20 protein-coding genes and 1 tRNA gene are annotated in these 23714 nt (G+C 68.3%); 5 read left to right on the top strand and 16 right to left on the bottom strand.

From position 1 onward, the window contains the following. The 11 genes from A8W25_RS19365 to A8W25_RS19315 all read right to left on the bottom strand — a co-directional run bounded on the left by A8W25_RS19365 (nucleotide 1) and on the right by A8W25_RS19315 (nucleotide 14419). Nucleotides 1-3900, bottom strand: coding sequence for a DNA-directed RNA polymerase subunit beta' (locus A8W25_RS19365; protein ID WP_067163137.1), 3900 nt, complete (start codon nucleotides 3898-3900; stop codon nucleotides 1-3). A gap of 96 nt (nucleotides 3901-3996) precedes the next feature. Further along, nucleotides 3997-7482: a DNA-directed RNA polymerase subunit beta gene (rpoB, locus tag A8W25_RS19360; RefSeq protein WP_067163135.1), complete on the bottom strand. Its 3486-nt coding sequence runs from the start codon at nucleotides 7480-7482 to the stop codon at nucleotides 3997-3999. A gap of 604 nt (nucleotides 7483-8086) precedes the next feature. Beyond that, nucleotides 8087-8470 carry a 50S ribosomal protein L7/L12 gene (gene rplL, locus A8W25_RS19355; protein ID WP_067163133.1) on the bottom strand — a complete coding sequence of 128 codons (384 nt, stop codon included), beginning with the start codon at nucleotides 8468-8470 and terminating at the stop codon, nucleotides 8087-8089. 110 nt (nucleotides 8471-8580) lie between these two features. Continuing rightward, nucleotides 8581-9111 carry a 50S ribosomal protein L10 gene (gene rplJ / locus A8W25_RS19350; RefSeq protein ID WP_067163131.1) on the bottom strand — a complete coding sequence of 177 codons (531 nt, stop codon included), beginning with the start codon at nucleotides 9109-9111 and terminating at the stop codon, nucleotides 8581-8583. A 266-nt stretch (nucleotides 9112-9377) separates the two neighbouring features. Next, a complete protein-coding gene (locus A8W25_RS19345; RefSeq protein ID WP_067163130.1) occupies nucleotides 9378-10349 on the bottom strand; it encodes a hypothetical protein in 972 nt (323 codons plus the stop codon). Between the two features lie 111 nt (nucleotides 10350-10460). Continuing rightward, the gene (locus A8W25_RS19340; RefSeq protein ID WP_067163128.1) at nucleotides 10461-11372 is read right to left on the bottom strand and encodes a hypothetical protein; all 912 of its coding nucleotides are present in this window, start codon (nucleotides 11370-11372) and stop codon (nucleotides 10461-10463) included. Nucleotides 11373-11542: 170 nt separating this feature from the next. Further along, nucleotides 11543-12265, bottom strand: coding sequence for a 50S ribosomal protein L1 (gene rplA, locus A8W25_RS19335; protein ID WP_067163126.1), 723 nt, complete (start codon nucleotides 12263-12265; stop codon nucleotides 11543-11545). An 87-nt stretch (nucleotides 12266-12352) separates the two neighbouring features. Next, nucleotides 12353-12787: a 50S ribosomal protein L11 gene (gene rplK / locus A8W25_RS19330; protein ID WP_053731185.1), complete on the bottom strand. Its 435-nt coding sequence runs from the start codon at nucleotides 12785-12787 to the stop codon at nucleotides 12353-12355. Between the two features lie 167 nt (nucleotides 12788-12954). Continuing rightward, the gene (gene nusG / locus A8W25_RS19325; RefSeq protein ID WP_067163125.1) at nucleotides 12955-13866 is read right to left on the bottom strand and encodes a transcription termination/antitermination protein NusG; all 912 of its coding nucleotides are present in this window, start codon (nucleotides 13864-13866) and stop codon (nucleotides 12955-12957) included. 77 nt (nucleotides 13867-13943) lie between these two features. Next, nucleotides 13944-14240, bottom strand: coding sequence for a preprotein translocase subunit SecE (secE, locus tag A8W25_RS19320; protein ID WP_067163122.1), 297 nt, complete (start codon nucleotides 14238-14240; stop codon nucleotides 13944-13946). Between the two features lie 106 nt (nucleotides 14241-14346). Further along, nucleotides 14347-14419: transfer RNA gene (locus A8W25_RS19315), tRNA-Trp, on the bottom strand. 226 nt (nucleotides 14420-14645) lie between these two features. On the opposite strand from A8W25_RS19315, the gene A8W25_RS19310 reads away from it, so the two are divergent. From A8W25_RS19310 to A8W25_RS19300, 3 genes are all read left to right on the top strand, one after another. Beyond that, nucleotides 14646-15872 carry a pyridoxal phosphate-dependent aminotransferase gene (locus A8W25_RS19310; RefSeq protein WP_067163120.1) on the top strand — a complete coding sequence of 409 codons (1227 nt, stop codon included), beginning with the start codon at nucleotides 14646-14648 and terminating at the stop codon, nucleotides 15870-15872. Between the two features lie 118 nt (nucleotides 15873-15990). Continuing rightward, nucleotides 15991-17010, top strand: a complete 1020-nt coding sequence (locus tag A8W25_RS19305; protein WP_067163119.1) for an adenosine deaminase — start codon at nucleotides 15991-15993, stop codon at nucleotides 17008-17010. 56 nt (nucleotides 17011-17066) lie between these two features. Beyond that, on the top strand, nucleotides 17067-17705 hold the full coding sequence (locus tag A8W25_RS19300; protein ID WP_067164235.1) for an NAD(P)-dependent oxidoreductase: 639 nt from the start codon (nucleotides 17067-17069) through the stop codon (nucleotides 17703-17705). A gap of 39 nt (nucleotides 17706-17744) precedes the next feature. Here A8W25_RS19300 and A8W25_RS19295 read toward each other — a convergent pair whose 3' ends face one another. The 5 genes from A8W25_RS19295 to A8W25_RS19275 form a co-directional block, all read right to left on the bottom strand. After that, nucleotides 17745-18800: a UDP-N-acetylmuramate dehydrogenase gene (locus A8W25_RS19295; RefSeq protein WP_067164234.1), complete on the bottom strand. Its 1056-nt coding sequence runs from the start codon at nucleotides 18798-18800 to the stop codon at nucleotides 17745-17747. Between the two features lie 365 nt (nucleotides 18801-19165). Beyond that, nucleotides 19166-20293: an LLM class flavin-dependent oxidoreductase gene (locus tag A8W25_RS19290; RefSeq protein ID WP_067163117.1), complete on the bottom strand. Its 1128-nt coding sequence runs from the start codon at nucleotides 20291-20293 to the stop codon at nucleotides 19166-19168. A gap of 126 nt (nucleotides 20294-20419) precedes the next feature. Next, on the bottom strand, nucleotides 20420-21205 hold the full coding sequence (locus A8W25_RS19285) for an SDR family NAD(P)-dependent oxidoreductase (protein WP_067163115.1): 786 nt from the start codon (nucleotides 21203-21205) through the stop codon (nucleotides 20420-20422). An 11-nt stretch (nucleotides 21206-21216) separates the two neighbouring features. Continuing rightward, on the bottom strand, nucleotides 21217-22122 hold the full coding sequence (locus A8W25_RS19280) for an LLM class F420-dependent oxidoreductase (protein ID WP_067164232.1): 906 nt from the start codon (nucleotides 22120-22122) through the stop codon (nucleotides 21217-21219). Nucleotides 22123-22303: 181 nt separating this feature from the next. Continuing rightward, a complete protein-coding gene (locus A8W25_RS19275) occupies nucleotides 22304-22711 on the bottom strand; it encodes a PaaI family thioesterase (RefSeq protein WP_067163113.1) in 408 nt (135 codons plus the stop codon). Between the two features lie 40 nt (nucleotides 22712-22751). On the opposite strand from A8W25_RS19275, the gene A8W25_RS34055 reads away from it, so the two are divergent. Together A8W25_RS34055 and A8W25_RS19270 are read left to right on the top strand one after the other, a co-directional pair. Then, on the top strand, nucleotides 22752-23006 hold the full coding sequence (locus A8W25_RS34055) for a hypothetical protein (RefSeq protein WP_158942617.1): 255 nt from the start codon (nucleotides 22752-22754) through the stop codon (nucleotides 23004-23006). A 77-nt stretch (nucleotides 23007-23083) separates the two neighbouring features. Then, a complete protein-coding gene (locus A8W25_RS19270; protein WP_067163112.1) occupies nucleotides 23084-23710 on the top strand; it encodes a GGDEF domain-containing protein in 627 nt (208 codons plus the stop codon). Nucleotides 23711-23714: the final 4 nt, after the last annotated feature.

The following is a 23714-nucleotide window of genomic DNA, read 5'->3' as shown; positions in this document are numbered from 1 at the left end:
TTACTGGTTGTACGGACCGTAGTCGTAGTCCTCCAGCGGAACGGCCTGGCCGGAGCCGGTGCCGAACGGCGAGTAGTCGATGTCGTCGTAGCCGACGGCCGAGTACATCGCGGCCTTGGCCTCCTCGGTCGGCTCGACCCGGATGTTGCGGTAGCGGGACAGACCCGTACCGGCCGGGATGAGCTTACCGATGATGACGTTCTCCTTGAGGCCGATGAGGCTGTCGGACTTGGCGTTGATCGCCGCATCCGTCAGGACTCGGGTCGTCTCCTGGAAGGAGGCGGCCGACAGCCAGGATTCCGTCGCCAGCGAGGCCTTGGTGATACCCATCAGCTGCGGACGGCCGGAGGCCGGGTGGCCGCCTTCCGTGACCACACGACGGTTCTCGGTCTCGAACTTCGAGCGCTCGACGAGCTCGCCCGGCAGGAGCTCCGCGTCGCCGGACTCGATGATCGTCACGCGGCGCAGCATCTGCCGGATGATGATCTCGATGTGCTTGTCGTGGATCGACACGCCCTGCGAGTTGTAGACCTTCTGGACTTCGCCGACCAGGTGGACCTGGACCGCACGCTGACCGAGGATCCGGAGCACGTCGTGCGGGTTGGTCGCACCGACGGTGAGCTTCTGGCCCACGTCGACCGCGTCGCCCTCGCCCACGAGCAGACGGGCACGCTTCGAGATCGGGAACGCCGTCTCGTCGCTGCCGTCGTCCGGGGTGACGACGATCTTCTTGGTCTTCTCGGTCTCCTCGATCCGGATGCGGCCCTTGGCCTCCGAGATCGGGGCGACACCCTTGGGCGTACGAGCCTCGAAGAGCTCGACGACACGGGGCAGACCCTGGGTGATGTCGTCACCGGCCACACCACCGGTGTGGAAGGTACGCATCGTCAGCTGGGTACCGGGCTCACCGATGGACTGGGCGGCGATGATGCCGACCGCCTCACCGATGTCGACCAGCTTGCCGGTGGCCAGCGAGCGGCCGTAGCAGAAGGCACAGGTGCCGACGGCCGACTCACAGGTCAGGACCGAGCGGGTCTTGACCTCCTCGACGCCCGCACCCACCAGCGCGTCGATGAGCACGTCACCGAGGTCCACGTTGGCCGGCGCGATGACCTTGCCGTCGACGACGACGTCCTCGGCGAGCATCCGGGCGTAGACCGAGGTCTCGACGTCCTCCGTCTTGCGGAGCACACCGTCCTCGCCCCGGACGGCGATCTTCAGCTTGAGGCCGCGGTCGGTGCCGCAGTCCTCCTCGCGGATGATCACGTCCTGCGAGACGTCCACCAGACGACGGGTCAGGTAACCCGAGTCGGCGGTACGCAGGGCGGTGTCCGCCAGACCCTTACGGGCACCGTGCGTGGAGATGAAGTACTCCAGAACGGTGAGGCCCTCACGGAAGGACGCCTTGATCGGACGCGGGATGGTCTCGTTCTTCGCGTTCGACACCAGACCACGCATACCCGCGATCTGACGCATCTGCATCATGTTTCCTCGGGCACCCGAGTCAACCATCATGAAGATGGGGTTCGTCTTCGGGAAGTTCGCGTTCATCGCCTCGGCAACCTCGTTGGTCGCCTTGGTCCAGATCGCGATGAGCTCCTGCGTGCGCTCGTCCTTGGTGATCAGACCGCGCTCGTACTGCTTCTGGACCTTCTCGTCCTGCGCCTCGTAGCCCGCGACGATCGCCTTCTTGGCCTCGGGGACCACGACGTCGGAGATGGCCACGGTGACACCGGAACGGGTCGCCCAGTAGAAGCCCGCCGCCTTCAGGTTGTCGAGCGTCGCCGCCACGATGACCTTGGGGTAGCGCTCGGCCAGGTCGTTGACGATCTCGGAGAGCTGCTTCTTGCCCACCGAGTAGTCGACGAACGGGTAGTCCTCCGGCAGCAGCTCGTTGAAGAGCGCGCGGCCGAGGGACGTACGGAGACGGAACGAGTCGCCCTGCTGCCAGGTCGCCTCGCCCTCCTCCTCGACCGGCGGGGTCCACTCACGCGGCGGGACGGTGCCGATCGGGAAACGGATGTCGATCGGCGACTGCAGCGCGAGCTCACCGGCGTCGAACGCCATGATCGCCTCGGCCGTGGAGCCGAACGCGCGGCCCTCGCCCTTGGTGTCACGCAGCTCGCCGTCGGTGGTGAGGAAGAACAGACCCAGGACCATGTCCTGCGTCGGCATCGTCACCGGACGGCCGTCGGCCGGCTTGAGGATGTTGTTCGAGGACAGCATCAGGATGCGGGCCTCGGCCTGCGCCTCCGCGGAGAGCGGCAGGTGCACGGCCATCTGGTCACCGTCGAAGTCCGCGTTGAACGCGGTGCAGACGAGCGGGTGGATCTGGATGGCCTTGCCCTCGACCAGCTGGGGCTCGAAGGCCTGGATGCCGAGGCGGTGCAGCGTGGGCGCACGGTTCAGCAGAACCGGGTGCTCGGCGATGACCTCTTCGAGGACGTCGTAGACGACCGTGCGGCCGCGCTCGACCATCCGCTTGGCGCTCTTGATGTTCTGCGCGTGGTTCAGGTCGACCAGGCGCTTCATCACGAACGGCTTGAAGAGCTCCAGCGCCATGGCCTTGGGCAGACCACACTGGTGCAGCTTCAGCTGCGGACCGACGACGATCACGGAACGCGCGGAGTAGTCCACACGCTTACCGAGAAGGTTCTGACGGAATCGACCCTGCTTGCCCTTCAGCATGTCGCTGAGGGACTTCAGCGGACGGTTGCCGGGGCCCGTGACCGGGCGACCGCGACGGCCGTTGTCGAAGAGGGCGTCGACCGCCTCCTGGAGCATCCGCTTCTCGTTGTTCACGATGATCTCGGGGGCACCGAGGTCGAGCAGACGCTTCAGACGGTTGTTGCGGTTGATCACACGGCGGTACAGGTCGTTCAGGTCGGAGGTCGCGAAGCGGCCACCGTCCAGCTGCACCATCGGGCGAAGGTCCGGCGGGATGACCGGCACGCAGTCCAGCACCATGCCCTTGGGGCTGTTGCTGGTCTGCAGGAACGCGGAGACGACCTTGAGGCGCTTGAGCGCACGGGTCTTCTTCTGGCCCTTGCCGGTGCGGATGATCTCGCGGAGGCGCTCGGCCTCCTCGTCGAGGTCGAAGGTCTCCAGGCGCTTCTGCAGAGCAGCGGCGCCCATCGAGCCGTCGAAGTACGTGCCGAAGCGGTCACGCAGCTCGCGGTAGAGCAGCTCGTCGCCCTCGAGGTCCTGGACCTTGAGGTTCTTGAAGCGCGACCAGACCTCGTCCAGACGGTCGATCTCGCGCTGCGCACGGTCGCGCAGCTGCTTCATCTCACGCTCGGCACCCTCGCGCACCTTGCGGCGCACATCGGCCTTGGCACCCTCGGCCTCAAGCTCGGCGAGGTCCGTCTCGAGCTTCTTGGCGCGGGCTTCGAGGTCGGAGTCGCGACGGTTCTCGATCTGCTGGCGCTCTACGGAGACGTGGGCCTCCAGCGACGGCAGGTCGCGCGTCCGGCGCTCCTCGTCCACGAACGTGATCATGTACGCGGCGAAGTAGATGACCTTCTCAAGGTCCTTCGGCGCGAGGTCGAGCAGGTAGCCAAGGCGCGACGGGACGCCCTTGAAGTACCAGATGTGGGTCACGGGAGCGGCAAGCTCGATGTGGCCCATCCGCTCACGGCGCACCTTGGCGCGCGTGACCTCGACGCCACAGCGCTCACAGATGATGCCCTTGAAGCGCACGCGCTTGTACTTGCCGCAGTAGCACTCCCAGTCCCGGGTCGGACCGAAGATCTTCTCGCAGAAGAGTCCGTCCTTTTCGGGCTTGAGGGTGCGGTAGTTGATGGTCTCCGGCTTCTTGACCTCACCGTGGGACCACTGACGGATGTCGTCAGCAGTGGCGAGGCCGATCCGCAGCTCGTCGAAGAAGTTGACGTCGAGCACTTGTCGTCAATCCCTCTTTCGGGGTCGATTCTTCAAGATGGTCTGAGGGGGGTCCGGGGACGACCGGGGCTTCTTACGAAGCCCCGGTCAGACCCGTCAGACCTCTTCGACGCTGCTCGGCTCGCGCCGGGACAGGTCGATACCGAGCTCCTCCGCAGCGCGGAAGACGTCCTCGTCCGTGTCGCGCATCTCGATGGACATACCGTCCGAGGACAGCACCTCCACGTTGAGGCAGAGCGACTGCATTTCCTTGATGAGCACCTTGAAGGACTCGGGAATGCCGGGCTCGGGGATGTTCTCGCCCTTGACGATGGCCTCGTAGACCTTCACACGGCCGGTGACGTCGTCGGACTTGATGGTCAGCAGCTCCTGGAGGGCGTACGCGGCGCCATAAGCCTCCAGCGCCCACACCTCCATCTCACCGAAGCGCTGGCCACCGAACTGGGCCTTACCACCCAGCGGCTGCTGGGTGATCATCGAGTACGGACCGGTCGAGCGGGCGTGCAGCTTGTCGTCGACCAGGTGGTGCAGCTTCAGGATGTACATGTACCCGATCGAGATCGGGTCCGGGAACGGCTCACCGGAGCGGCCGTCGAACAGGTTGGCCTTGCCGGACGGCTGGACCAGGCGGTCACCGTCGCGGTTGGGGATCGTGGCCTCGAAGAGACCGGCGATCTCGTCCTCACGGGCACCGTCGAAGACCGGGGTCGCGACGTTGGTGCCGGGGGCGACCTGGTCGGCGCCGATGGCCTGGAGCCGCTGGGCCCAGTCGTCGGCGAGACCGGAGACGTCCCAGCCGCGGCTGGCGAGCCAGCCGAGGTGGATCTCCAGGACCTGTCCCGGGTTCATTCGGGACGGGACACCCAGGGGGTTGAGGATGATGTCGACCGGGGTGCCGTCCTCCAGGAACGGCATGTCCTCGATCGGCAGGATCTTCGAGATGACGCCCTTGTTGCCGTGACGGCCGGCGAGCTTGTCACCGTCGGTGATCTTGCGCTTCTGCGCCACGTACACGCGCACCAGCTGGTTCACACCGGGGGGAAGCTCGTCGCCCTCCTCGCGGTCGAAGACGCGGACGCCGATGACCTTGCCGGTCTCGCCGTGCGGCACCTTCAGCGAGGTGTCACGGACCTCACGGGCCTTCTCACCGAAGATCGCGCGGAGCAGGCGCTCCTCCGGCGTCAGCTCGGTCTCACCCTTGGGCGTGACCTTGCCGACGAGGATGTCGCCGGCGACGACCTCGGCACCGATACGGATGATGCCGCGCTCGTCGAGGTCGGCGAGGACCTCCTCGGAGACGTTCGGGATGTCCCGGGTGATCTCCTCCGGGCCGAGCTTGGTGTCACGGGCGTCGACCTCGTGCTCCTCGATGTGGATCGAGGAGAGGACGTCGTCCTGCACGAGGCGCTGCGACAGGATGATCGCGTCCTCGTAGTTGTGGCCCTCCCACGGCATGAACGCCACGAGCAGGTTCTTGCCCAGCGCCATCTCGCCGTTCTCGGTCGCCGGACCGTCGGCCAGGACCTGGCCCTCGATCACGCGCGAGCCCTCGTCCACGACAACCTTCTGGTTGACGGACGTGCCCTGGTTGGAGCGGGAGAACTTGTGCAGGCGGTACGTGGTGTACGTGCCGTCGTCGTTGGCGATGGTGATGTAGTCCGCGGAGACCTCCTGGACCACACCGTCCTTCTCGGCCTTGAGCACGTCGCCCGCGTCGGTGGCGCAGCGGTACTCCATGCCGGTGCCGACGAGGGGCGCCTCGCTCTTGATGAGCGGGACGGCCTGACGCATCATGTTCGCGCCCATGAGGGCACGGTTGGCGTCGTCGTGCTCGAGGAAGGGGATCATCGCGGTCGCGACCGACACCATCTGGCGCGGCGAGACGTCGATGTAGTCCACCTCGGCCGGCGGCACGTAGTCGACCTCGCCGCCACGGCGGCGGACCAGGACGCGGGCCTCGGTGAGCTGGAGCTCGTCGTTGAGCGCGGCGTTGGCCTGCGCGATGACGAAGCGGTCTTCCTCGTCGGCCGTGATGTAGTCGACCTCGTCGGTGACCTGGCCCTCGACGACCTTGCGGTACGGCGTCTCGATGAAGCCGAACGCGTTGACGCGGCCGTAGGAGGCGAGCGAACCGATCAGACCGATGTTCGGGCCTTCGGGCGTCTCGATCGGGCACATACGGCCGTAGTGAGACGGGTGCACGTCACGGACCTCGAAGCCGGCCCGCTCACGGGAGAGACCACCCGGGCCAAGCGCCGACAGACGGCGCTTGTGGGTGAGACCCGACAGCGGGTTGTTCTGGTCCATGAACTGCGACAGCTGGCTGGTGCCGAAGAACTCCTTGATGGAGGCGACGACCGGCCGGATGTTGATCAGGGTCTGCGGCGTGATCGCCTCGACGTCCTGGGTCGTCATGCGCTCGCGCACGACGCGCTCCATACGAGCCAGACCCGTACGGACCTGGTTCTGGATGAGCTCGCCGACGTTACGCAGACGACGGTTGCCGAAGTGGTCGATGTCGTCGGTCTCGACGACGATGTTCCGACCCGACTCGCCGACCGTCTCGGTCTCCCCGGCGTGCAGCTTGACCAGGTACTTGATGGTCGCGATGACGTCGTCCGTGGTGAGGACGCCGGCGTCCAGCGGCTCATCCGCGCCGAGCTTCTTGTTCACCTTGTAGCGGCCGACCTTCGCGAGGTCGTAGCGCTTCGGGTTGAAGTAGAGGTTCTCGAGCAGCGTCTGAGCGGCCTCGCGGGTCGGCGGCTCGCCCGGGCGCAGCTTGCGGTAGATGTCGAGCAGCGCGTCGTCCTGGCCCTGGGTGTGGTCCTTCTCCAGGGTGGCGCGCATCGACTCGTACTCGCCGAACTCCTCCAGGATCTGCTCGGTGGTCCAGCCGAGAGCCTTCAGGAGGACGGTGACGGACTGCTTGCGCTTGCGGTCGATGCGGACACCGACCATGTCGCGCTTGTCGATCTCCATCTCGAGCCAGGCACCCCGGGACGGGATGATCTTGGCCGTGTAGATGTCCTTGTCGGACGTCTTGTCGATGTTGGAGTCGAAGTAGACACCCGGCGAGCGCACCAGCTGCGACACCACGACACGCTCGGTGCCGTTGATGACGAAGGTGCCCTTGTTGGTCATGAGCGGGAAGTCGCCCATGAAGACCGTCTGGGACTTGATCTCGCCGGTCTCGTTGTTGGTGAACTCGGCGGTGACGAAGAGCGGGGCCGCGAACGTGAAGTCGCGCTCCTTGCACTCGTCGATCGAGTTCTTCGGGGGCTCGAAACGGTGGTCGCGGAAGGTCAGCGACATCGAACCGCTGAAGTCCTCGATCGGGGAGATCTCCTCGAAGATCTCCTCCAGACCGGACTTCGTGGGGACGTCCTGCCCGTTCTCGAGAGCGGCCTCGACGCGAGCCTTCCAAGCGGCATTGCCGAGCAGCCAGTCAAAGCTCTCGGTTTGCAGCGCAAGGAGGTTCGGAACCTCGAGGGGCTCCTTGATCTTTGCAAAGGAGATGCGCAGCGGGGCGGTGCTGGCGCCGTTGTTCGTATTGGCGGTCGAGGCGTTGCGCGAGGCGGCCAAGAGGGGGTCCTTCCGAGGGCTCGGACTCACTACGCGCGTACCGGTCCCACGAGGGCACAGAGAGAGACATTTCCTGAGTGAGGCTGAAAGGCCAGGTCAGGGCAGTTCAATCAACGATGCTCAAGCGAGGGCATGCCCCTGGTGACGGGCAGGGGGCAGCTAACAGGCAGCGCAAAGGGTCAGTGTAGCCACTCGGCCCACTGATGTCCAGGGCGGATTTTTCGCGACCCTCATTGTTCTTCTCAGTACCTCGGCAAGCCACGCACCGTGAGGTGCACATCGATACTGCCCTCTTCGCCGTCGATCCATGCCTCGGATCCGGATCGTTGTGACGACGCGTCCTGAGAATTGCGCGCTGCGTGCGGTTCGTCAAGACCCCTCAGCTCCGCGGAGATCGCTCCGTTACGGCTCCTACGGCCACGAGGCGTACACGGGGCGTACGGCGATGATCACCTTACTCCCTGTCGCCGCCCACGCAAGGCAGCCGTCACGGCGACGCCCGGGTACGCCGAAGGGCGACCACCCGGATGGGTGATCGCCCTTCAGTGTGTGCGCGTTACACGCCCAGGGGCGTCACGCACGAAGAGTCAGAAGACTCACAAGGTCACTTGACCTCGACGGCCGCACCGGCAGCCTTGAGGGACTCGGCAGCCTTCTCGGCGGCCTCCTTGTTGACCTTCTCGAGGACCGGCTTCGGGGTGCCGTCGACGAGGTCCTTGGCCTCCTTCAGACCCAGCGAGGTCAGCTCACGCACGACCTTGATGACCTGGATCTTCTTGTCGCCGGCACCGGTGAGGATGACGTCGAACTCGTCCTTCTCCTCCTCGGCCTCGGCGGCGGGGCCGACACCGGCCGGACCGGCAACGGCGACGGCCGCGGCGGCGGTGACGTCGAACTTCTCCTCGAAGGCCTTCACGAACTCGGAGAGCTCGATGAGGGTCATCTCCTCGAACTGGGCGAGGAGGTCGTCCTGAGAGAGCTTCGCCATGATGGGCGATCCTTCCACTAATTCGGCAATGCCGAGATGTATCGAATGGCGGGCGTAACGGCCCGCTACGACCCGCGCACTAGGCGGCGCGGATCAATGCGCGAGCCGAATTACTCGGCACCGCCCTGCTCGGCCTGCTTGGCGCGAAGAGCGTCCACGGTGCGGACGAGCTTCGACGGCAGCGCCTGGAAGAGCGAGGCAGCCTGAGACTGCTTGCCCTTGAACGCGCCGGCCAGCTTGCTGAGCAGAACCTCGCGGGACTCGAGGTCCGCAAGCTTCTTGATCTCATCGGCGGACAGCGCCTTGCCATCAAGGACACCGCCCTTGATGATCAGGTTGGGGTTCTCCTTGGCGAAGTCACGAAGACCCTTGGCCGACTCCACCGGGTCACCGGTGATGAAGGCGGCACCCGTCGGACCAGTGAACTGGTCGTCGAGCGAGGTGATCCCGGCGTTGTTGGCCGCAATCTTGGTCAGCGTGTTCTTCACCACGGCGTACTGGGCGTTCTCACCGAGCGAACGACGCAGCGTCTTGAGCTGCGCCACGGTGAGACCCCGGTACTCGGTCAGCACGACGGCGTTGGAGCTGCGGAACTTGTCCTCAAGCTCGGCTACGTCGGCAGCCTTGTTGGGCGTCGGCATAGTGCGTCGGCCTCCTTCCGGGTGATGAGGACCGCTCAAAAGGGACCGCGACATAAAAAACGCCCCGGCGCAAGTGCACGGGGCGTAGCTCGACCGGAACGAGTCCGGGAACTTTCCACAGTCACCTGCGCGGGTCGTCCGCATGCAGCGGAACCTTCGGCCACCGTCCCTTCTTGCGAAGGCACGGCAACGACCAGCGGTCTTTGGCTTCTGTGGAAGCGTACGTGAAGGGGGGCGGATCGAGCAAATCCGGCCGTACGGACCCGTCAGGCGCCGCCGAGGCCCCCGGCCCCGCCGTCCTTGGCCAGGTCGCCCAGGCCCTTCAGCATCTCGAACAGATCGCTGGTCTCGCTCGCGGGCGGGGCCGTGACCTGGGCCTTGGTGCCGTAGTCCGAGTAGTGCGCGGAGGTGGTGACCTTGCCCTGCGGGCTGTTCATGTCCACGTCCATCCGGACCGGGTAGCCGTCCGCGTTGACCCAGACCTCGGTGTCGTAGCCCTTGACGCCGGTCTTCTTCATATTGCCCAGGAGCTGCTCGCGGTCCTTGGGGCTCAGGGTGTCGAGCATCTTGTTGCTCTTCATCATCTCGTCGATGGTGAGCGTGCCCTTGTAGTGCTCGGAGGAGACGCCGTCGACCTGCTCGGCGCCCAGGTGCTTCAGGTTCGGCGAGTCGAGCAGCAGGGCCAGCTGCTGGGCCGGGTCCTGGTTCATGTTCTCCATGCCGGCGGTCATCTGCTTGACCAGCTGCTCCTGGCCGGCCTGCTTGGCCAGCGAGGTCAGGTCGAACTTGACCCAGCGCTTGCCGCCGAACTCCTTGGCGGACTCGCCCATGGCGCCCATGTCCATGTACATGACGTTGTTCACCCAGAGCATGCGAGTCTTCTCGGCGGCACCCGCCATGCCCTTGGTCACCGAGGACGTCACGGTGAGGTCCATGGCCGTCGGGTTCCAGGCCATGACGCCGCTGGTCTCCGTCTTGCCCGCGTCCGCGCCCATGGACGCGGGCGCCGTCATGGTCATCCGGACCTTCGCGGACTTGGCCGCGGCGGTCTTCTTGTACGCCGCCGCGAGCACCTGCGACGCGGCGTCACGGGACTGCGGTGCCGCGGCGGCCTTCTTGGCGCCCCCCGCGCCTTCGGCCTTCTTGCCGTCGTCCCCGCCGCAGCCCGCGGCGCCGGCCACCACCACGGCGGCCGTGGCCGTCGCCAGCGCCGCCCGCGTCCATGCCGACCTGCTCATGTGCCCCACCCTCGTACCCCCGTGCCTTGAATCCCGTCATCCGGGCCGATCCTCTGCACCGTAACCCAAGGCTGTGACGGGTGAGACGGATTATGTCTGCTGTTGCGCAGGTTACGAGGGCTGCGAGGAGGACTTGGGCTTGATCAGCGTCGTGAAGTCCACGGTGTCGGAGGCCGCCGGAGCCTGGGCCGAGACCTTGACGCCGTAGTCCGCGTAGAAGGCGGTGGTGTTCATCTCGCCGTTCTTCGTCGCGGCGCGCTCGGTCTTCTTCACCAGGAGGTCGTTCTTGTCCACCCAGATGTCGACCGTGTCCGTGGTGATGCCGCTCTGGCTCATCTGGGACTTGAAGGCATCCAGCGTCTTCGCGTCCAGGCCCGAGCTGCGGTCCACCAGCTTGGCCACGTCGACCGTGCCCGAGTAGTGCGTGGTCTGGACGCCGCGGACGTCCTCGGTGCCGACCTTCTTGACGTCTCCCGAGGCCAGCAGCGCCTTCACACCCTGCTGGGGCGTCGAGTTCTGCATCTGGTCCTTCATGACGGCGCCGGCGGGGCCCATCAGCTTGGCCATGTCGTCGTACCCGTAGCGGATCCAGTGCTTGCCGCCGAGGGTCTTGGCGAACTCGGGGCCCATGTTGGCGAAGTAGGCGTCGCTCAGATAGCGGGCGTCGATGCTGTCGCTGCCCAGCTGCTTCATGCTCTGGGCCATGGTGCCCTGGGTGTACTTCATCCGCATGGCGCCGGTCGTTCCGTTGCCCCACGCCAGGCTGCCGTTGCCCTCCAGGCCCATCACGGTTCCCATGGACATCGTCATCTCGACCTTGGCGGAGCCCGCCCCGTCGGTCTTCTTCTGGACCGCCTGGAGGGCCGCGACCGGGCTGAAGTCCGACCCAGCCTTGTGCTGCTCCTTGGCGGGCGCGCTCTTGTCGCTGCCGCTGTCCGACCCACCGCAGGCGGCGACGCCCGCGAGGGCCGCGCCGGCCGCGACCAGCGAGATACACGTACGCCGTACCGACCTGGTGCTCATGCGTTCCCCCTCGAATACTCATTCCCTTGCGAGTCGACCGTAGCGCAGGGGTACGACAACTCCGCGTCCGACCGGGGTTGTTGGGACGCGGTTGCGACAAAAAGCCGGGCCCCGCACCTCGGAAGAGGTGCGGGGCCCGGCTCTGGATCAGCCGATGCGAGCCGTCAGGCTCAGACCGCGGCCGGGTCCTCCTCGACGAGGAGGTTGCGGGTGCGGTTGGAGTCCAGCGCGATGCCGGGGCCCATCGTGGTGGTGAGGGTGGCCTTCTTGATGTACCGGCCCTTCGCGGCGGACGGCTTCAGACGGAGGATCTCCTCCAGCGCGGCGCCGTAGTTCTCCACCAGCTTGGCGTCGTCGAAGGACACCTTGCCGATGATGAAGTGCAGGTTCGAGTGCTTGTCGACGCGGAACTCGATCTTGCCGCCCTTGATCTCCTCGACCGCCTTGGCGACGTCGGGGGTGACCGTGCCGGTCTTCGGGTTCGGCATCAGACCACGCGGACCGAGCACGCGGCCGAGGCGGCCGACCTTGCCCATGAGGTCCGGGGTGGAGACGACGGCGTCGAAGTCCAGACGGCCCTTGGCGACCTCGTCGATGAGCTCGTCGGAGCCGACGATGTCGGCGCCCGCGGCACGCGCGGCCTCGGCACGGTCACCGGTCGCGAAGACCAGGACCCGGGCGGTCTTACCGGTGCCGTGCGGGAGGTTCACGGTGCCACGGACCATCTGGTCGGCCTTGCGCGGGTCGACACCCAGGCGGAAGGCGACCTCGACGGTGCCGTCGAACTTGGTCGAGGAGGTCTCCTTGGCGAGACGGACGGCCTCGAGCGGCGCGTACAGCTTGTCCGCGACGATCTTGGCGTCCGCAGCGCGGAGAGTCTTGCTGCGCTTCACTTCTGCTCCTGTGTTGGTTCAGGCATGGAGTCGTGGTGCGGACCAGCGCTTGGTCCTACCACTGAGGTCAAACGGGGTGAGCTGAGATCAGCCCTCGACCGTGATGCCCATGGAACGGGCGGTGCCAGCGATGATCTTGGACGCGGCGTCCAGGTCGTTGGCGTTCAGGTCGGCGAGCTTCGTCGTGGCGATCTCGCGGACCTGGGCCTCGGTGATCTTCGCGACCTTGGTCTTGTGCGGCTCGCCGGAGCCCTTCTCCACACCCGCGGCCTTGAGGATCATCTTCGCGGCCGGCGGAGTCTTGGTGATGAAGGTGAAGGAGCGGTCCTCGTAGACCGTGATCTCCACCGGGATCACCCAGCCACGCTGCGACTCGGTCGCCGCGTTGTAGGCCTTGCAGAACTCCATGATGTTGACGCCGTGCTGACCGAGCGCGGGGCCGACCGGCGGGGCCGGGTTCGCCGCACCGGCGTTGATCTGGAGCTTGATAAGCCCCGTGACCTTCTTCTTCTTGGGAGGCATTGCTCTCTCCGGGTCCTAGTGAGAGTGAACCGCCAGCATCCGATCATCCGGATGGAGGCATACCGCACCACGATAACGGGTATCTGTGTGCGGCTAAAAACCGAGCAGGTCAGACAGGCTTTGAAGAGCCCGTCTGACCTGTTCGGAAGACGTGTGGTCCGGAAGAACTAGTTCTTCTGGATCTGGTCGAAGCTGAGCTCGACCGGGGTCTCGCGGCCGAAGATCTCGACGAGGCCCTTGACCTTCTTCGAGTCGGCGTTGATCTCGTTGATCGTGGCCTGCAGCGTGGCGAACGGGCCGTCGGTGACGGTGACCGAGTCGCCCACCTCGAAGTCCAGGACCTCGACCGTGACCTTGCGGGCCGGAGCCGGCTTGCCCTCGGCCTCGGCGGCCTCGCGGGCGGCCTTCTCCTCGGCCTCCGGGGCGAGCATCTTGACGATCTCGTCCAGGGTCAGCGGGTACGGGTCGTAGGCGTTGCCCACGAAGCCGGTGACGCCCGGGGTGTTGCGGACGACGCCCCAGGACTCGTTCGTCAGATCCATGCGGACGAGAACGTAACCGGGCAGCTTGTTCTGCCGGACGTTCTTGCGCTCGCCGTTCTTGATCTGGACGATCTCTTCCTCGGGCACCTCGGCCTGGTAGATGAACTCCTCGACGTTCAGCGAGACGGCACGCTGCTCCAGGTTCGCCTTCACGCGCTTCTCGTAGCCCGCGTAGGTGTGGATCACGTACCACTCGCCGGGCAGGCCGCGCAGCTCCTGGCGCAGGGCCTCGACCGGGTCGACGGGCGCGGCGGGCTCCGCGGGAGCCTCCTCGGCGTCCTCGTCGGTTGCGTCCTCGGACTCGGCGTCCTCGTCAGCGGCGTCCTCGACGACCTCGTCGGCGTCCTCGGACTCGGCCGCTTCCAGCTCGTCCTCGTCCTCGACGTGGAGCGCCGCCTGCTCGGCCGCCTCGCCCGCCTCGGCGTCGGCAGCCTCGACCTCGTCCGGGTCCACGGCGTCCGCCGCCTCGACGATGTCGAGCTGGTCCTCCACGGACTCCGCCGACTCGATGGCGTCGTTCAGGTTCGGGTCAGACACGTGGCTGCTTCTTCCTGGCTACAGATGGGTGGAACAATGCGAAAAAGGCGCCGGGTGGGCGCCCTTACGCGAGTGGATCAGCCGAAGACGTACTTGACGACGTGCTCGAATCCGGTGTCGATCACGGTCACGATGCCGATCATGATGACGACGAACACGATCACCACAGTGGTGTACGTCGACAGCTGGTTGCGAGTCGGCCAGACCACCTTGCGGAGCTCGGCGACGACCTGGCGGTAGAAGAGCGCGAGACGGCCCAGAGGGCCCTTCTTGCCGCGCTTGCCGCCCTTGCGGGCCTTCTTCTTGGAGTCCTGGTCCGCAGAGGCCTCGTCCTGGGCATCAGGCATGTCGATGGAGCCCACGGCGTCCGTCACGCTTCTCACCTGATTCCGGGTCGTGGCCGTGCCGCGCCCGGTGGAGCCGCACGGCGGTGCATAGAAGTACGTACATGCGCACACACCCTGGCGAAGGTGTGTGTAGCAGGGCCGGAGGGACTTGAACCCCCAACCGCTGGTTTTGGAGACCAGTGCTCTACCAATTGAGCTACGACCCTTTGTGGTTCCCCCAACCTACCGCATCCGACCGAGTGCACCGAGTGCCCGCAGTCGATCGGTTGGTGGAGGCCAACGACAGGTGAGTGTACGTGGTCCGGCGCCCGGCGTCGAACAGATAGCTCCCGACGGCTCCGCGTGAATGCGCCGAACGGCCTGTGCAACTGCCCCGTCCGGTCCATGAAACCGGTGTGCCCGGGGCGCGGCAGGTCTGGGACGATGGCCCGTATGAGCGCTGCAACTTCTCCGACCGAGCGCCGGGTGTCCGCGCGCATCGGCGCGATCTCCGAGTCCGCGACCCTCGCCGTCGACGCCAAGGCCAAGGCCCTCAAGGCCGCCGGGCGTCCGGTGATCGGCTTCGGCGCCGGTGAGCCCGACTTCCCGACCCCGGACTACATCGTCGACGCGGCCGCGGCTGCCTGCCGCGACCCGAAGTACCACCGCTACACCCCGGCCGGCGGCCTGCCCGAGCTCAAGAAGGCCATCGCCGAGAAGACCCTGCGCGACTCCGGCTACGAGGTCGACCCGTCCCAGATCCTGGTGACCAACGGCGGCAAGCAGGCGATCTACGAGGCGTTCGCGGCGGTCCTGGACCCGGGCGACGAGGTCATCGTCCCGGCGCCGTACTGGACCACCTACCCGGAGTCGATCCGCCTCGCGGGCGGTGTCCCGGTCGAGGTCGTCGCCGACGAGACCACCGGCTACCGGGTCTCGGTCGAGCAGCTGGAGGCCGCTCGTACGGAGAAGACCAAGGTCGTCCTCTTCGTCTCGCCGTCCAACCCGACCGGCTCGGTCTACACCGAGGCCGAGACCGAGGCGATCGGCCGCTGGGCCGTCGAGCACGGCCTGTGGGTGCTGACCGACGAGATCTACGAGCACCTGGTCTACGGCGACGCGGTCTCCGTGTCGCTGCCCGCGCTCCTGCCCGAGCTGCGCGACAAGTGCATCGTGGTCAACGGCGTCGCCAAGACGTACGCGATGACCGGCTGGCGGGTCGGGTGGATCGTCGGCCCCAAGGACGTCATCAAGGCCGCGACCAACCTGCAGTCGCACGCCACGTCCAATGTGGCCAACGTCTCCCAGGTGGCGGCGCTCGCCGCGGTCTCCGGCGACCTCGACGCGGTCGCCGAGATGCGCAAGGCCTTCGACCGCCGCCGCCAGACCATGGTGAAGATGCTCAGCGAGATCGACGGCGTCATCTGCCCGACCCCCGAGGGCGCGTTCTACGCGTACCCGTCGGTGAAGGGCCTGCTCGGCAAGGAGATCCGCGGCAAGCGCCCGCAGAGCTCCGTCGAGCTGGCCGAGCTGATCCTGGAGGAGGCCGAGGTCGCGGTCGTCCCGGGCGAGGCCTTCGGCACCCCGGGCTATCTGCGGCTGTCCTACGCGCTGGGCGACGAGGACCTGGTCGAGGGCGTCTCGCGGATCCAGAAGCTGCTGGCGGAAGCGCGCGACTGAGATTCCGCTCCCGACGGGCGGTGCACCAGCCGGTGCACCGCCCGTTTCTGCGTTCGGGCAAGGTCCCGATCGGGGAAAGGGACTGTCGGACGGGCCCGGGGTGCGGCAAGATCCTTCAATGGAGCACGTTCGCGACGTAACTGACCTGCCGAAGGCACATCTGCACCTGCACTTCACGGGGTCGATGCGCCCCACGACCATGCTGGAGCTCGCCGACAAGTACGGGGTGCACCTCCCCGACGCGCTGACCAGTGGCGAGCCGCCGAAGCTGCGGGCCACCGACGAGCGCGGCTGGTTCCGCTTCCAGCGCCTGTACGACATCGCGCGCTCCTGTCTGCGCGCCCCCGAGGACATCCAGCGGCTGGTGCGCGAGGCCGCCGAGGAGGACGTGCGGGACGGCTCGGGCTGGCTGGAGATCCAGGTCGACCCCACGTCGTACGCGCCGATGCTGGGCGGGCTCATCCCGGCCCTGGAGATCATCCTGGACGCGGTCGAGTCGGCCGCGCGCGAGACCGGGCTCGGGATGCGGGTCCTGGTCGCGGCGAACCGGATGAAGCACCCCCTGGACGCCCGCACCCTGGCCCGGCTCGCCGTGCGGTACGCGGACCGGGGCGTGGTCGGCTTCGGCCTCTCCAACGACGAACGCCGGGGCATGGCACGGGACTTCGACCGCGCCTTCGCGATCGCCCGGGAGGGCGGTCTGCTGGCCGCGCCGCACGGCGGCGAACTGACCGGCCCCTCGTCCGTACGGGACTGCCTGGACGATCTGCACGCCACCCGCATTGGGCACGGGGTGCGCGCCGCCGAGGACCCCCGGCTGCTCAGGCGCCTCGCCGAGCGCGGGATCACCTGCGAGGTCTGCCCCGCCTCCAACGTCGCCCTGGGCGTCTACGAGAAGCCCGAGGACGTGCCGCTGCGCACCCTGTTCGAGGCGGGCGTGCCGCTGGCGCTGGGCGCCGACGACCCGCTCCTGTTCGGCTCCCGGCTGGCCGCCCAGTACGAGATCGCCCGCCGCCACCACGGCTTCTCCGACGCCGAACTGGCGGAGCTGGCACGGCAGTCGGTGCGCGGCTCGGCGGCCCCGGAGCAAGTGAAGTCGCAGTTGCTCACCGGAGTGGATTCCTGGCTGGCCTCCTGACACCTCGGGCACCCTTGGCGGAGTAATGACCTATCCGCCAGGGGAGGGTGACGCAGATGAAGCTCACGGTTTTCGGTGCGACGGGCAGGATCGGCACGGAGCTGGTCCGCCAGGCGCTGGCCGCCGGACACCAGGTGACGGCGGTGGTGCGGGACCCGGGACGGTTCGCGGTGACGGGTGCGGGCCTGGAGGTCGTCCGGGGGGATCTCGCTTCCCCCGACTCCCTCCGCCCGGCGGTGGCGGGCCGGGACGCGGTGCTGTCGGGGCTGGGCGCCAACAAGCGGGCGGACGCGGCGGCGGGCATCACGGCCCGGCTGACCGGCTCGATCGTGAAGGCGATGGACGCGGAGGGCACCCGCCGGCTGCTGGCGGTGAGCGCGGGCCCGGTGGGCCCGGAGGCGCCGCACGACCCGTTCCTGGACCGCCTCACGCTGACGATCGTCACGCGCGTCCTGAAGGACGTCTACGAGGACCTGCGCCGCACGGAGGCCGTGCTGGCCGCCTCTGCCCTGGACTGGACGGCGGTACGCCCGGTACGCCTGGTCAACAAGCCGAGGACGGGCACCTACCGCACGGCCGTGGGGGCGACCCCGCGCGCCGCGCGCACGATCGGGCGGGCGGACGTGGCGGACGCGATGCTGGGGATGATCACGGACCGGGCAACGATGAAACAGGGAGTCTGCGTGGCGTACTGAGCCCGAGAACCCCTGAGCCCCTGAACCCCGTATCGCCGACTAGATCTCGGCGTTGACGGTGACCGGCTCGTTGACGAGCGTCACCCCGAAGGCCTGCTCCACGCCCGCGACGACCTCGCGGGCGAGCGCGAGCAGGTCCTCGGTGGTGGCGCCGCCGCGGTTGGTCAGGGCGAGGGTGTGCTTGGTGGAGATCCGGGCGGGCCCGGACCCGTACCCCTTGGTGAACCCGGCCTTGTCGATGAGCCAGGCGGCGGAGGTCTTGGTCAGCCCCCCACCGAGGTCCCAGGCGGGCGGCGAGACGTCGCCACCGAGCCGCAGAGCGACTTTCCCGAGGAACGCCCGGTACTCGCGCTCCCCCAGGACGGGGTTGGTGAAGAAGGAACCCGCGGACCAGGTGTCGTGGTCCTCGGCGTCCAGGACCATGCCCTTGCCGGCCCGGAGCGTGAGGACGGTCTCGCGGGCGGTGGCGGCCGGGACGCGGTCGCCGGGCTCGACGCCGAGGGCGCGGGCGGTCTCGGCGTACTTGATGGGCGCGGAGAGCCCGCCGGCGTCCTCCAGCTCGAAGCGGACGCGCAGGACGACGTACCGGTCGGGGTGGGCCTTGAACCGGCTGTGCCGGTACGAGAAGTCGCACTCGGCCGCGGTCAGGACGACGGTGGCCCGCTCGACCCGGTCGTACGCGACGACCTCGCGGATGGTGGAGGAGACCTCCTGGCCGTACGCGCCCACGTTCTGGATCGGGGTGGCCCCGGCGGACCCGGGGATCCCGGCCAGGCACTCGATCCCGGCGAGCCCGGCCGCCACGGTCCGGGCCACGACGTCGCTCCAGACCTCCCCGGCGGCCACTTCGAGGCTGGTCCCGTCGAGCCGGAACCCCTGGGTGGCGATCCGCAGGGCGGTCCCGGCGAACCCCTTGTCCCCGATGACGAGATTGCTCCCCCCACCGATGACGAGCAACGGCGTCCCCGCCGCATCCGCCTCCCGCACGACCCCGACGACCTCGTCGTCACTGAAAGCACTCACCAACCGCTCAGCGGCCCCCCCGAGCCGGAAGGTGGTGAGGGGGGCGAGGGGGGCGTCGTGTAGTACCTGCACGGGGTCCAGAGTACGGGTCGCGCCGGGGGGCCCGGCCTTCACCTGCGGGGCCCTTCGGGGGGCGGGTCCTTACCTGCGGGCCGGTGGGTGGCTGGTCGCGCAGTTCCCCGCGCCCCTAGGTGGTTCGTTGTCCGCGGGCCGGTGGGGGCTGGCCGCGCAGTTCCCCGCGCCCCTTAGGTAGTCCGCCGCAGCCGGAAACGCAGCTCAGCCACAGGCTTTCAGGGGCGCGGGGAACTGCGCGACCAGCCACCCACAGCCCTCAGACAAACGACGGCCTCTTCAGGGGCGCGGGGAACTGCGCGAGCGACCCACCACCGGCCCGCAGACAAAAACCGGGCCGAAATGGGGCGCGCGCAGCCACCGCGTCAGGATGACGCCGAGTCGCGGAAGCGGGTCGTCCGGTGTACCGGATCCGTGTCGATCTTCGGGATCACATGCTCCCCGATCAACCGGATCGTGTTCATCGTGTCCTCGTAGGGCACACCGATCGGCAACCCGAACGAGAGCTGATCCGCCCCCGCCTGCTCCCACCGCTTGCACTGCCGCGTGACCTCCTCCGGGTCACCGCAGATCATCAGCTCCTCCGCGATGAGGAGTTCGATGATCTCCGTGGTGTACTCGGGGAGCAGCTCGGGCCACTCCGGCACACCCTCCGGCCGGGGGAACGTGTCGTGGTAGCGGAACACCAGCGACTGGAGCCGGTTGAGGCCGCCCGCCGCCGCGATGGCCACCGCCTTCTCGTGCGTCTCCGCGCAGATCGCCGTCGACGTCACCATCACGTTGTCGTTGACGAAGTCGGAGATCGGCTCCGCCTCCCGTATCGCCGTCTTGTACTGCTCCAGGACCCACTCCATGTCCGAGACCTTCTGGACGGAGAAGCCGAGGACGCCGAGGCCCTTCCTGGCGGCCATGGCATACGAGGACGGGGACCCGGCGGCGTACCACATCGCCGGGTGCGACTTCCCGTACGGCTTGGGGAAGACCTTGCGCGGCGGCAGCGACCAGTGCTTGCCCTGGAACCCCACGTACTCGTCCTGGAGCCACATCTTGGGGAACTCCGCGATGGTCTCCTCCCAGATCTCCTTGGTGTGGTTCATGTCGGTGACGCCCGGCATGAACCCGAGGATCTCGTGGGAGCCCGCACCCCGCCCGGAGCCGAACTCGAACCGCCCCTCGCTGAGGTGGTCCAGCATCGCGACCTTCTCGGCGACCTTGACCGGGTGGTTCACCGCCGCCAGCGGGTTGAAGATGCCCGAGCCGAGGTGGATCCGCTCGGTCGCGTGGGCGAGGTAGCCGAGGAAGACCTCGTTGGCCGACAGGTGCGAGTACTCCTCCAGGAAGTGGTGCTCGGAGGCCCAGGCGTACTTGAAGCCGGACTTGTCCGCCTGGATGACGTATTCGGTCTCCTCCATCAGCGCCTTGTGCTCCGCCTGGGGGTCGACCGACGAGCGTGCCACGGGCACGTATCCCTGTACAAACAGCCCGAATTCCAAGGCGGTTCACCGTCCCTGTCGTCGTCACCAAGTTTTCCGTGGATAGCATTTCTGACGCGTCGTCAGATTTGATGATGCTGCGCACTGTTCCACCGCCGCCGTGGGGCGTCAATAGCTGACGCTCAGTCAGAACAGGCTGACGCCCGCCAGCCAGCCGCCGTCGATGACGAACGGCTGGCCCGTGATGTACGCGGAGTCCTCGCTGGTCAGGAAGAGCGCGAGCGTCGCGACCTCCTCGGGCCGCCCGATCCGCCCCAGCGGCACCAGCCGCTTGTAGAGCTCGGCCACCGCCTCCCTGGCCTCCTCCGGGTCGGCCGTGGGGTCCAGGGCCGCCGGGTTGGTCATGGGAGTGTCCACGGCCCCGGGGCACACCGCGTTCACCCGGATCCCCTTCGCCGCCAGCTCCACCGCCGCGACCCGGGTGAGGCCGAGGACGGCGTGCTTGGTCGCCGCGTACGCGCCGACGTACGCCATGCCCGTGAGCGCGGTGTACGAGGCGGTGTTGACGATGGTCCCGCCCCCGGCCGCCTCGATCTCGGGCGCCGCGTACTTGATCCCCAGGAAGGCGCCCACCTGATTGACCTGGACGATCTGCTGGAACTCCTCCAGGGGCGTGGCGACGAGCTCGTTGAAGCGGAGGATGCCCGCGTTGTTCACCAGGCCGTCCAGGTGCCCGAAGGCCTGCTTCGCCAGGGCGACGGCGGCCTTCCAGTCCTCCTCCTGGCTCACGTCCAGGTGCACGAAACGCGCCGACTCCGACCCGAGCTCCTTGGCCACCGCCTCGCCCTGGCCGTCCAGGACGTCCGCGAGCACCACCTTGGCGCCCTCGGCCGCGAAGAGCCGTGCCTCCTGCTCGCCCTGCCCGCGCGCCGCGCCCGTGACGAGGACGACCCGCCCGTCCAGCTTGCCCATGTCCGTACTCCCTAGCCGAGGTGTGGAGCGATGTCCGCGGCGAACGCCGCGATCTGGTCGACGAGTTCGGCGCGGCCGCGCGAGCGGAAGCGCAGCTGGATCTGGTGGACGCCGAGCGCGGCGTACTCGCGCAGGGAGTCGGCGAGGGCGTCCGGCTTGCCGCTGAGGGTGCGGCGCCCCAGGTCCCAGTGGGCCTCGCCCACATACAGGGGCTCCGCGATGGCGCCCACGCAGAACGGACCCTCGATCCCGTTCCGCTCCCGCAACTCCCGTATCCGCGCGATCTGGTGGGGCAGCTTGTCGCGCGGGTCGCCCTGCGGCAGCCAGCCGTCGCCGCGCAGGGCGGCGCGCCGGACGGCGGCGGGCGAGGACCCGCCGACCCAGATGGGCACGCGCTCCTGCGCCGGGCGGGGCCGCTGGCCGAGGCCGGCGAAACTGAACCTCTCGCCGTGGAACTCCGGGAACTCCTCCGGCCCGAGCGCCGCCCGCAGCGCGTCGATCGTCTCGTCGAGCACCGGCCCCCGGCCCGCGAAGTCGGCCCCGAGGACCTCGAACTCCTCCTGTACGTGCCCGGCGCCCACCCCCAGGACCAGCCGGCCGCCGCTGAGGTGGTCGAGGGTCGCGTACTGCTTGGCGGTGAGCAGGGGGTGGCGCAGCCCGACCACGGCGACGTGGCTGAGGAGGAGCGTGCGGGTGGTGAGGGCCGCGAGGTAGGCGAGGGTGGCCACCGGGTCGTACCAGGTGGTGCCCATCGCGCCCGCGAGCCGACGGGGCACGGCGACGTGGTCGCAGGTGGCGAGGTAGTGGAAGCCGGCGCGGTCGGCGGCCGTCGCGATCTCGGCGAGGTCCTGCGGGGTCGCGCCGGCTTCCCAGGGTTCGGCGTAGAGGGTGCTCTGGGACTGGATGGGGAGCTGCATCCCGTACGAGAGCCGCCCCTCGGTGGGTATGTGCACGTACGGGTCCACGGTGCCGCCTCCTCGGTCCGGACGAGCGACCATGATCTGACGGCTCGTCACCCCAACGGGTCCGACCCCATCGTGATATCTGATGGGCCGTCAGACAAGGCCCCGGACGGCTCCGGGCGGCGGCGGCCGGGCGTCAGCCCAGAAGGGCGTAGACCGTACTGGCCCGGGCGGCGGGCTCGTCCGCGCCCTCGGCGGTGAGGGTGATCTCGGCGAACGCCATCCGCCGCCCCAGCTTGGTGACCCGCGCGTCGACGAGCACGTCCGCGCCGACGACCGGGCGCTGGAAGCTGGTCGACTGCTGCACGGTGGTCATCGGGCCGTACGCGTCCCGGGCGGCCGAGACGGCGATGACGGTGGCGGTGTCGGCGGCGGCCATCATGGCCTGGCCCGACATCCCGCCCCCGTCCCGGGCCAGCCGCGCGTCCCACGGCAGCCGCAGCACGGCGTGCCGCGCTCCGACCTCCTCGACGGTCAGGTTCAGGTCGAGCACCCAGGGGGCGAAGTTGTCGACGAGGATCTTCTGCGCTGTCTGCGGGTCCATGGGGGGATGGTGGCGGGCGGGAGATCCCCCTACCGCGCTCGTGCCGGTAGCCCCTACCCCTCGCCCTACCCGTTCGAAGACCGGTGGCCCTACCCGCTCGACCAGTCGCGCAGCCGCCAAGCCATCTGCGGCGGCCTCCGATGCGGACCTGATCGCCACGGCCCGCGCCCGCCTCGCGCAGGGCCACGAGCCGTCCGCGACCTGGCTCATGAACACCCACGGCATCGGCGCCAAGCGCGCCGCCCGCATCCGCGACGCCGCCAAGGCACCCGCGCCCGTCGGCGGTGAGCACTGATGCCGCGCCGACCGGAGCGCGGACGGGTGCCCGGGTGCCTCGGGCGGAATCGCCAACCATCCGAAGGGAAGCGCCTCATGACCGACCTCATCACCACAGCCTTGGCCGCCGCCTCGGCACTCGGCTGGGTCGTCCACGGCCTGTGGATGGCTCGCCGCCTGAACACGGCTCGCCTTGATCCGCTCACTGGTCTGGCTACCCGGCACGCGTTCACCGTCCGCGCCCGCCGTGTCCTGCGCCGCCGCGAGATGAGCGTGCTGCTCCTGGACCTCGATGGCTTCAAGGACGTCAACGACACCTACGGCCACGCGGCCGGCGACCTCCTCCTGGCCGCCGTCGGCCAGCGGCTCCACTCCTGGTGCGTGGAACATGGCGGCTTCGCCGGACGGCTCGGAGGCGATGAGTTCGCCGCCGTCGCCGCCATGGACACCGACGCGGCCCACGACCTCAGCCACGCGCTACGGAACACGCCCATCGACGTCGGCCAGGCCGTGCTCGTACCGCGCATCTCCCTGGGCATCTGCCTCCCCCACCACCGGCCCACGGCTCCACTGGCGGAACGGCTGCACGCGGCCGACCAGGCCATGTACGCGGCCAAGACCCTTGGCACCCGCTGGCGCCTGGCCAGCGAGCACACCACCCACCCCAGCGCCGCAGGACGGCGGGCCGGTCGCCCCGGCACCCACGCCGCCCTCAGCCGCTGACCCC

The sequence above is a fragment of the Streptomyces sp. ERV7 genome (assembly GCF_001653515.1).
GTDB lineage: Bacteria > Actinomycetota > Actinomycetes > Streptomycetales > Streptomycetaceae > Streptomyces.
This window is presented reverse-complemented; position numbering and strand designations above follow the sequence as displayed.

Excerpts from the sequence above, each read along its gene's own strand:
- A8W25_RS19270 (WP_067163112.1), top strand. The coding sequence starts at position 23,084 with ATGACCGACCTCATCACCACAGCCTTGGCCGCCGCCTCGGCACTCGGC.
- A8W25_RS19345 (WP_067163130.1), bottom strand. The coding sequence starts at position 10,349 with ATGAGCAGGTCGGCATGGACGCGGGCGGCGCTGGCGACGGCCACGGCC.
- rplK (WP_053731185.1), bottom strand. The coding sequence starts at position 12,787 with ATGCCTCCCAAGAAGAAGAAGGTCACGGGGCTTATCAAGCTCCAGATC.
- A8W25_RS19305 (WP_067163119.1), top strand. The coding sequence starts at position 15,991 with ATGGAGCACGTTCGCGACGTAACTGACCTGCCGAAGGCACATCTGCAC.
- A8W25_RS19300 (WP_067164235.1), top strand. The coding sequence starts at position 17,067 with ATGAAGCTCACGGTTTTCGGTGCGACGGGCAGGATCGGCACGGAGCTG.
- A8W25_RS19285 (WP_067163115.1), bottom strand. The coding sequence starts at position 21,205 with ATGGGCAAGCTGGACGGGCGGGTCGTCCTCGTCACGGGCGCGGCGCGC.
- A8W25_RS19310 (WP_067163120.1), top strand. The coding sequence starts at position 14,646 with ATGAGCGCTGCAACTTCTCCGACCGAGCGCCGGGTGTCCGCGCGCATC.
- rplJ (WP_067163131.1), bottom strand. The coding sequence starts at position 9,111 with ATGCCGACGCCCAACAAGGCTGCCGACGTAGCCGAGCTTGAGGACAAG.
- A8W25_RS19280 (WP_067164232.1), bottom strand. The coding sequence starts at position 22,122 with ATGCAGCTCCCCATCCAGTCCCAGAGCACCCTCTACGCCGAACCCTGG.
- rplL (WP_067163133.1), bottom strand. The coding sequence starts at position 8,470 with ATGGCGAAGCTCTCTCAGGACGACCTCCTCGCCCAGTTCGAGGAGATG.
- A8W25_RS19340 (WP_067163128.1), bottom strand. The coding sequence starts at position 11,372 with ATGAGCACCAGGTCGGTACGGCGTACGTGTATCTCGCTGGTCGCGGCC.
- A8W25_RS19275 (WP_067163113.1), bottom strand. The coding sequence starts at position 22,711 with ATGGACCCGCAGACAGCGCAGAAGATCCTCGTCGACAACTTCGCCCCC.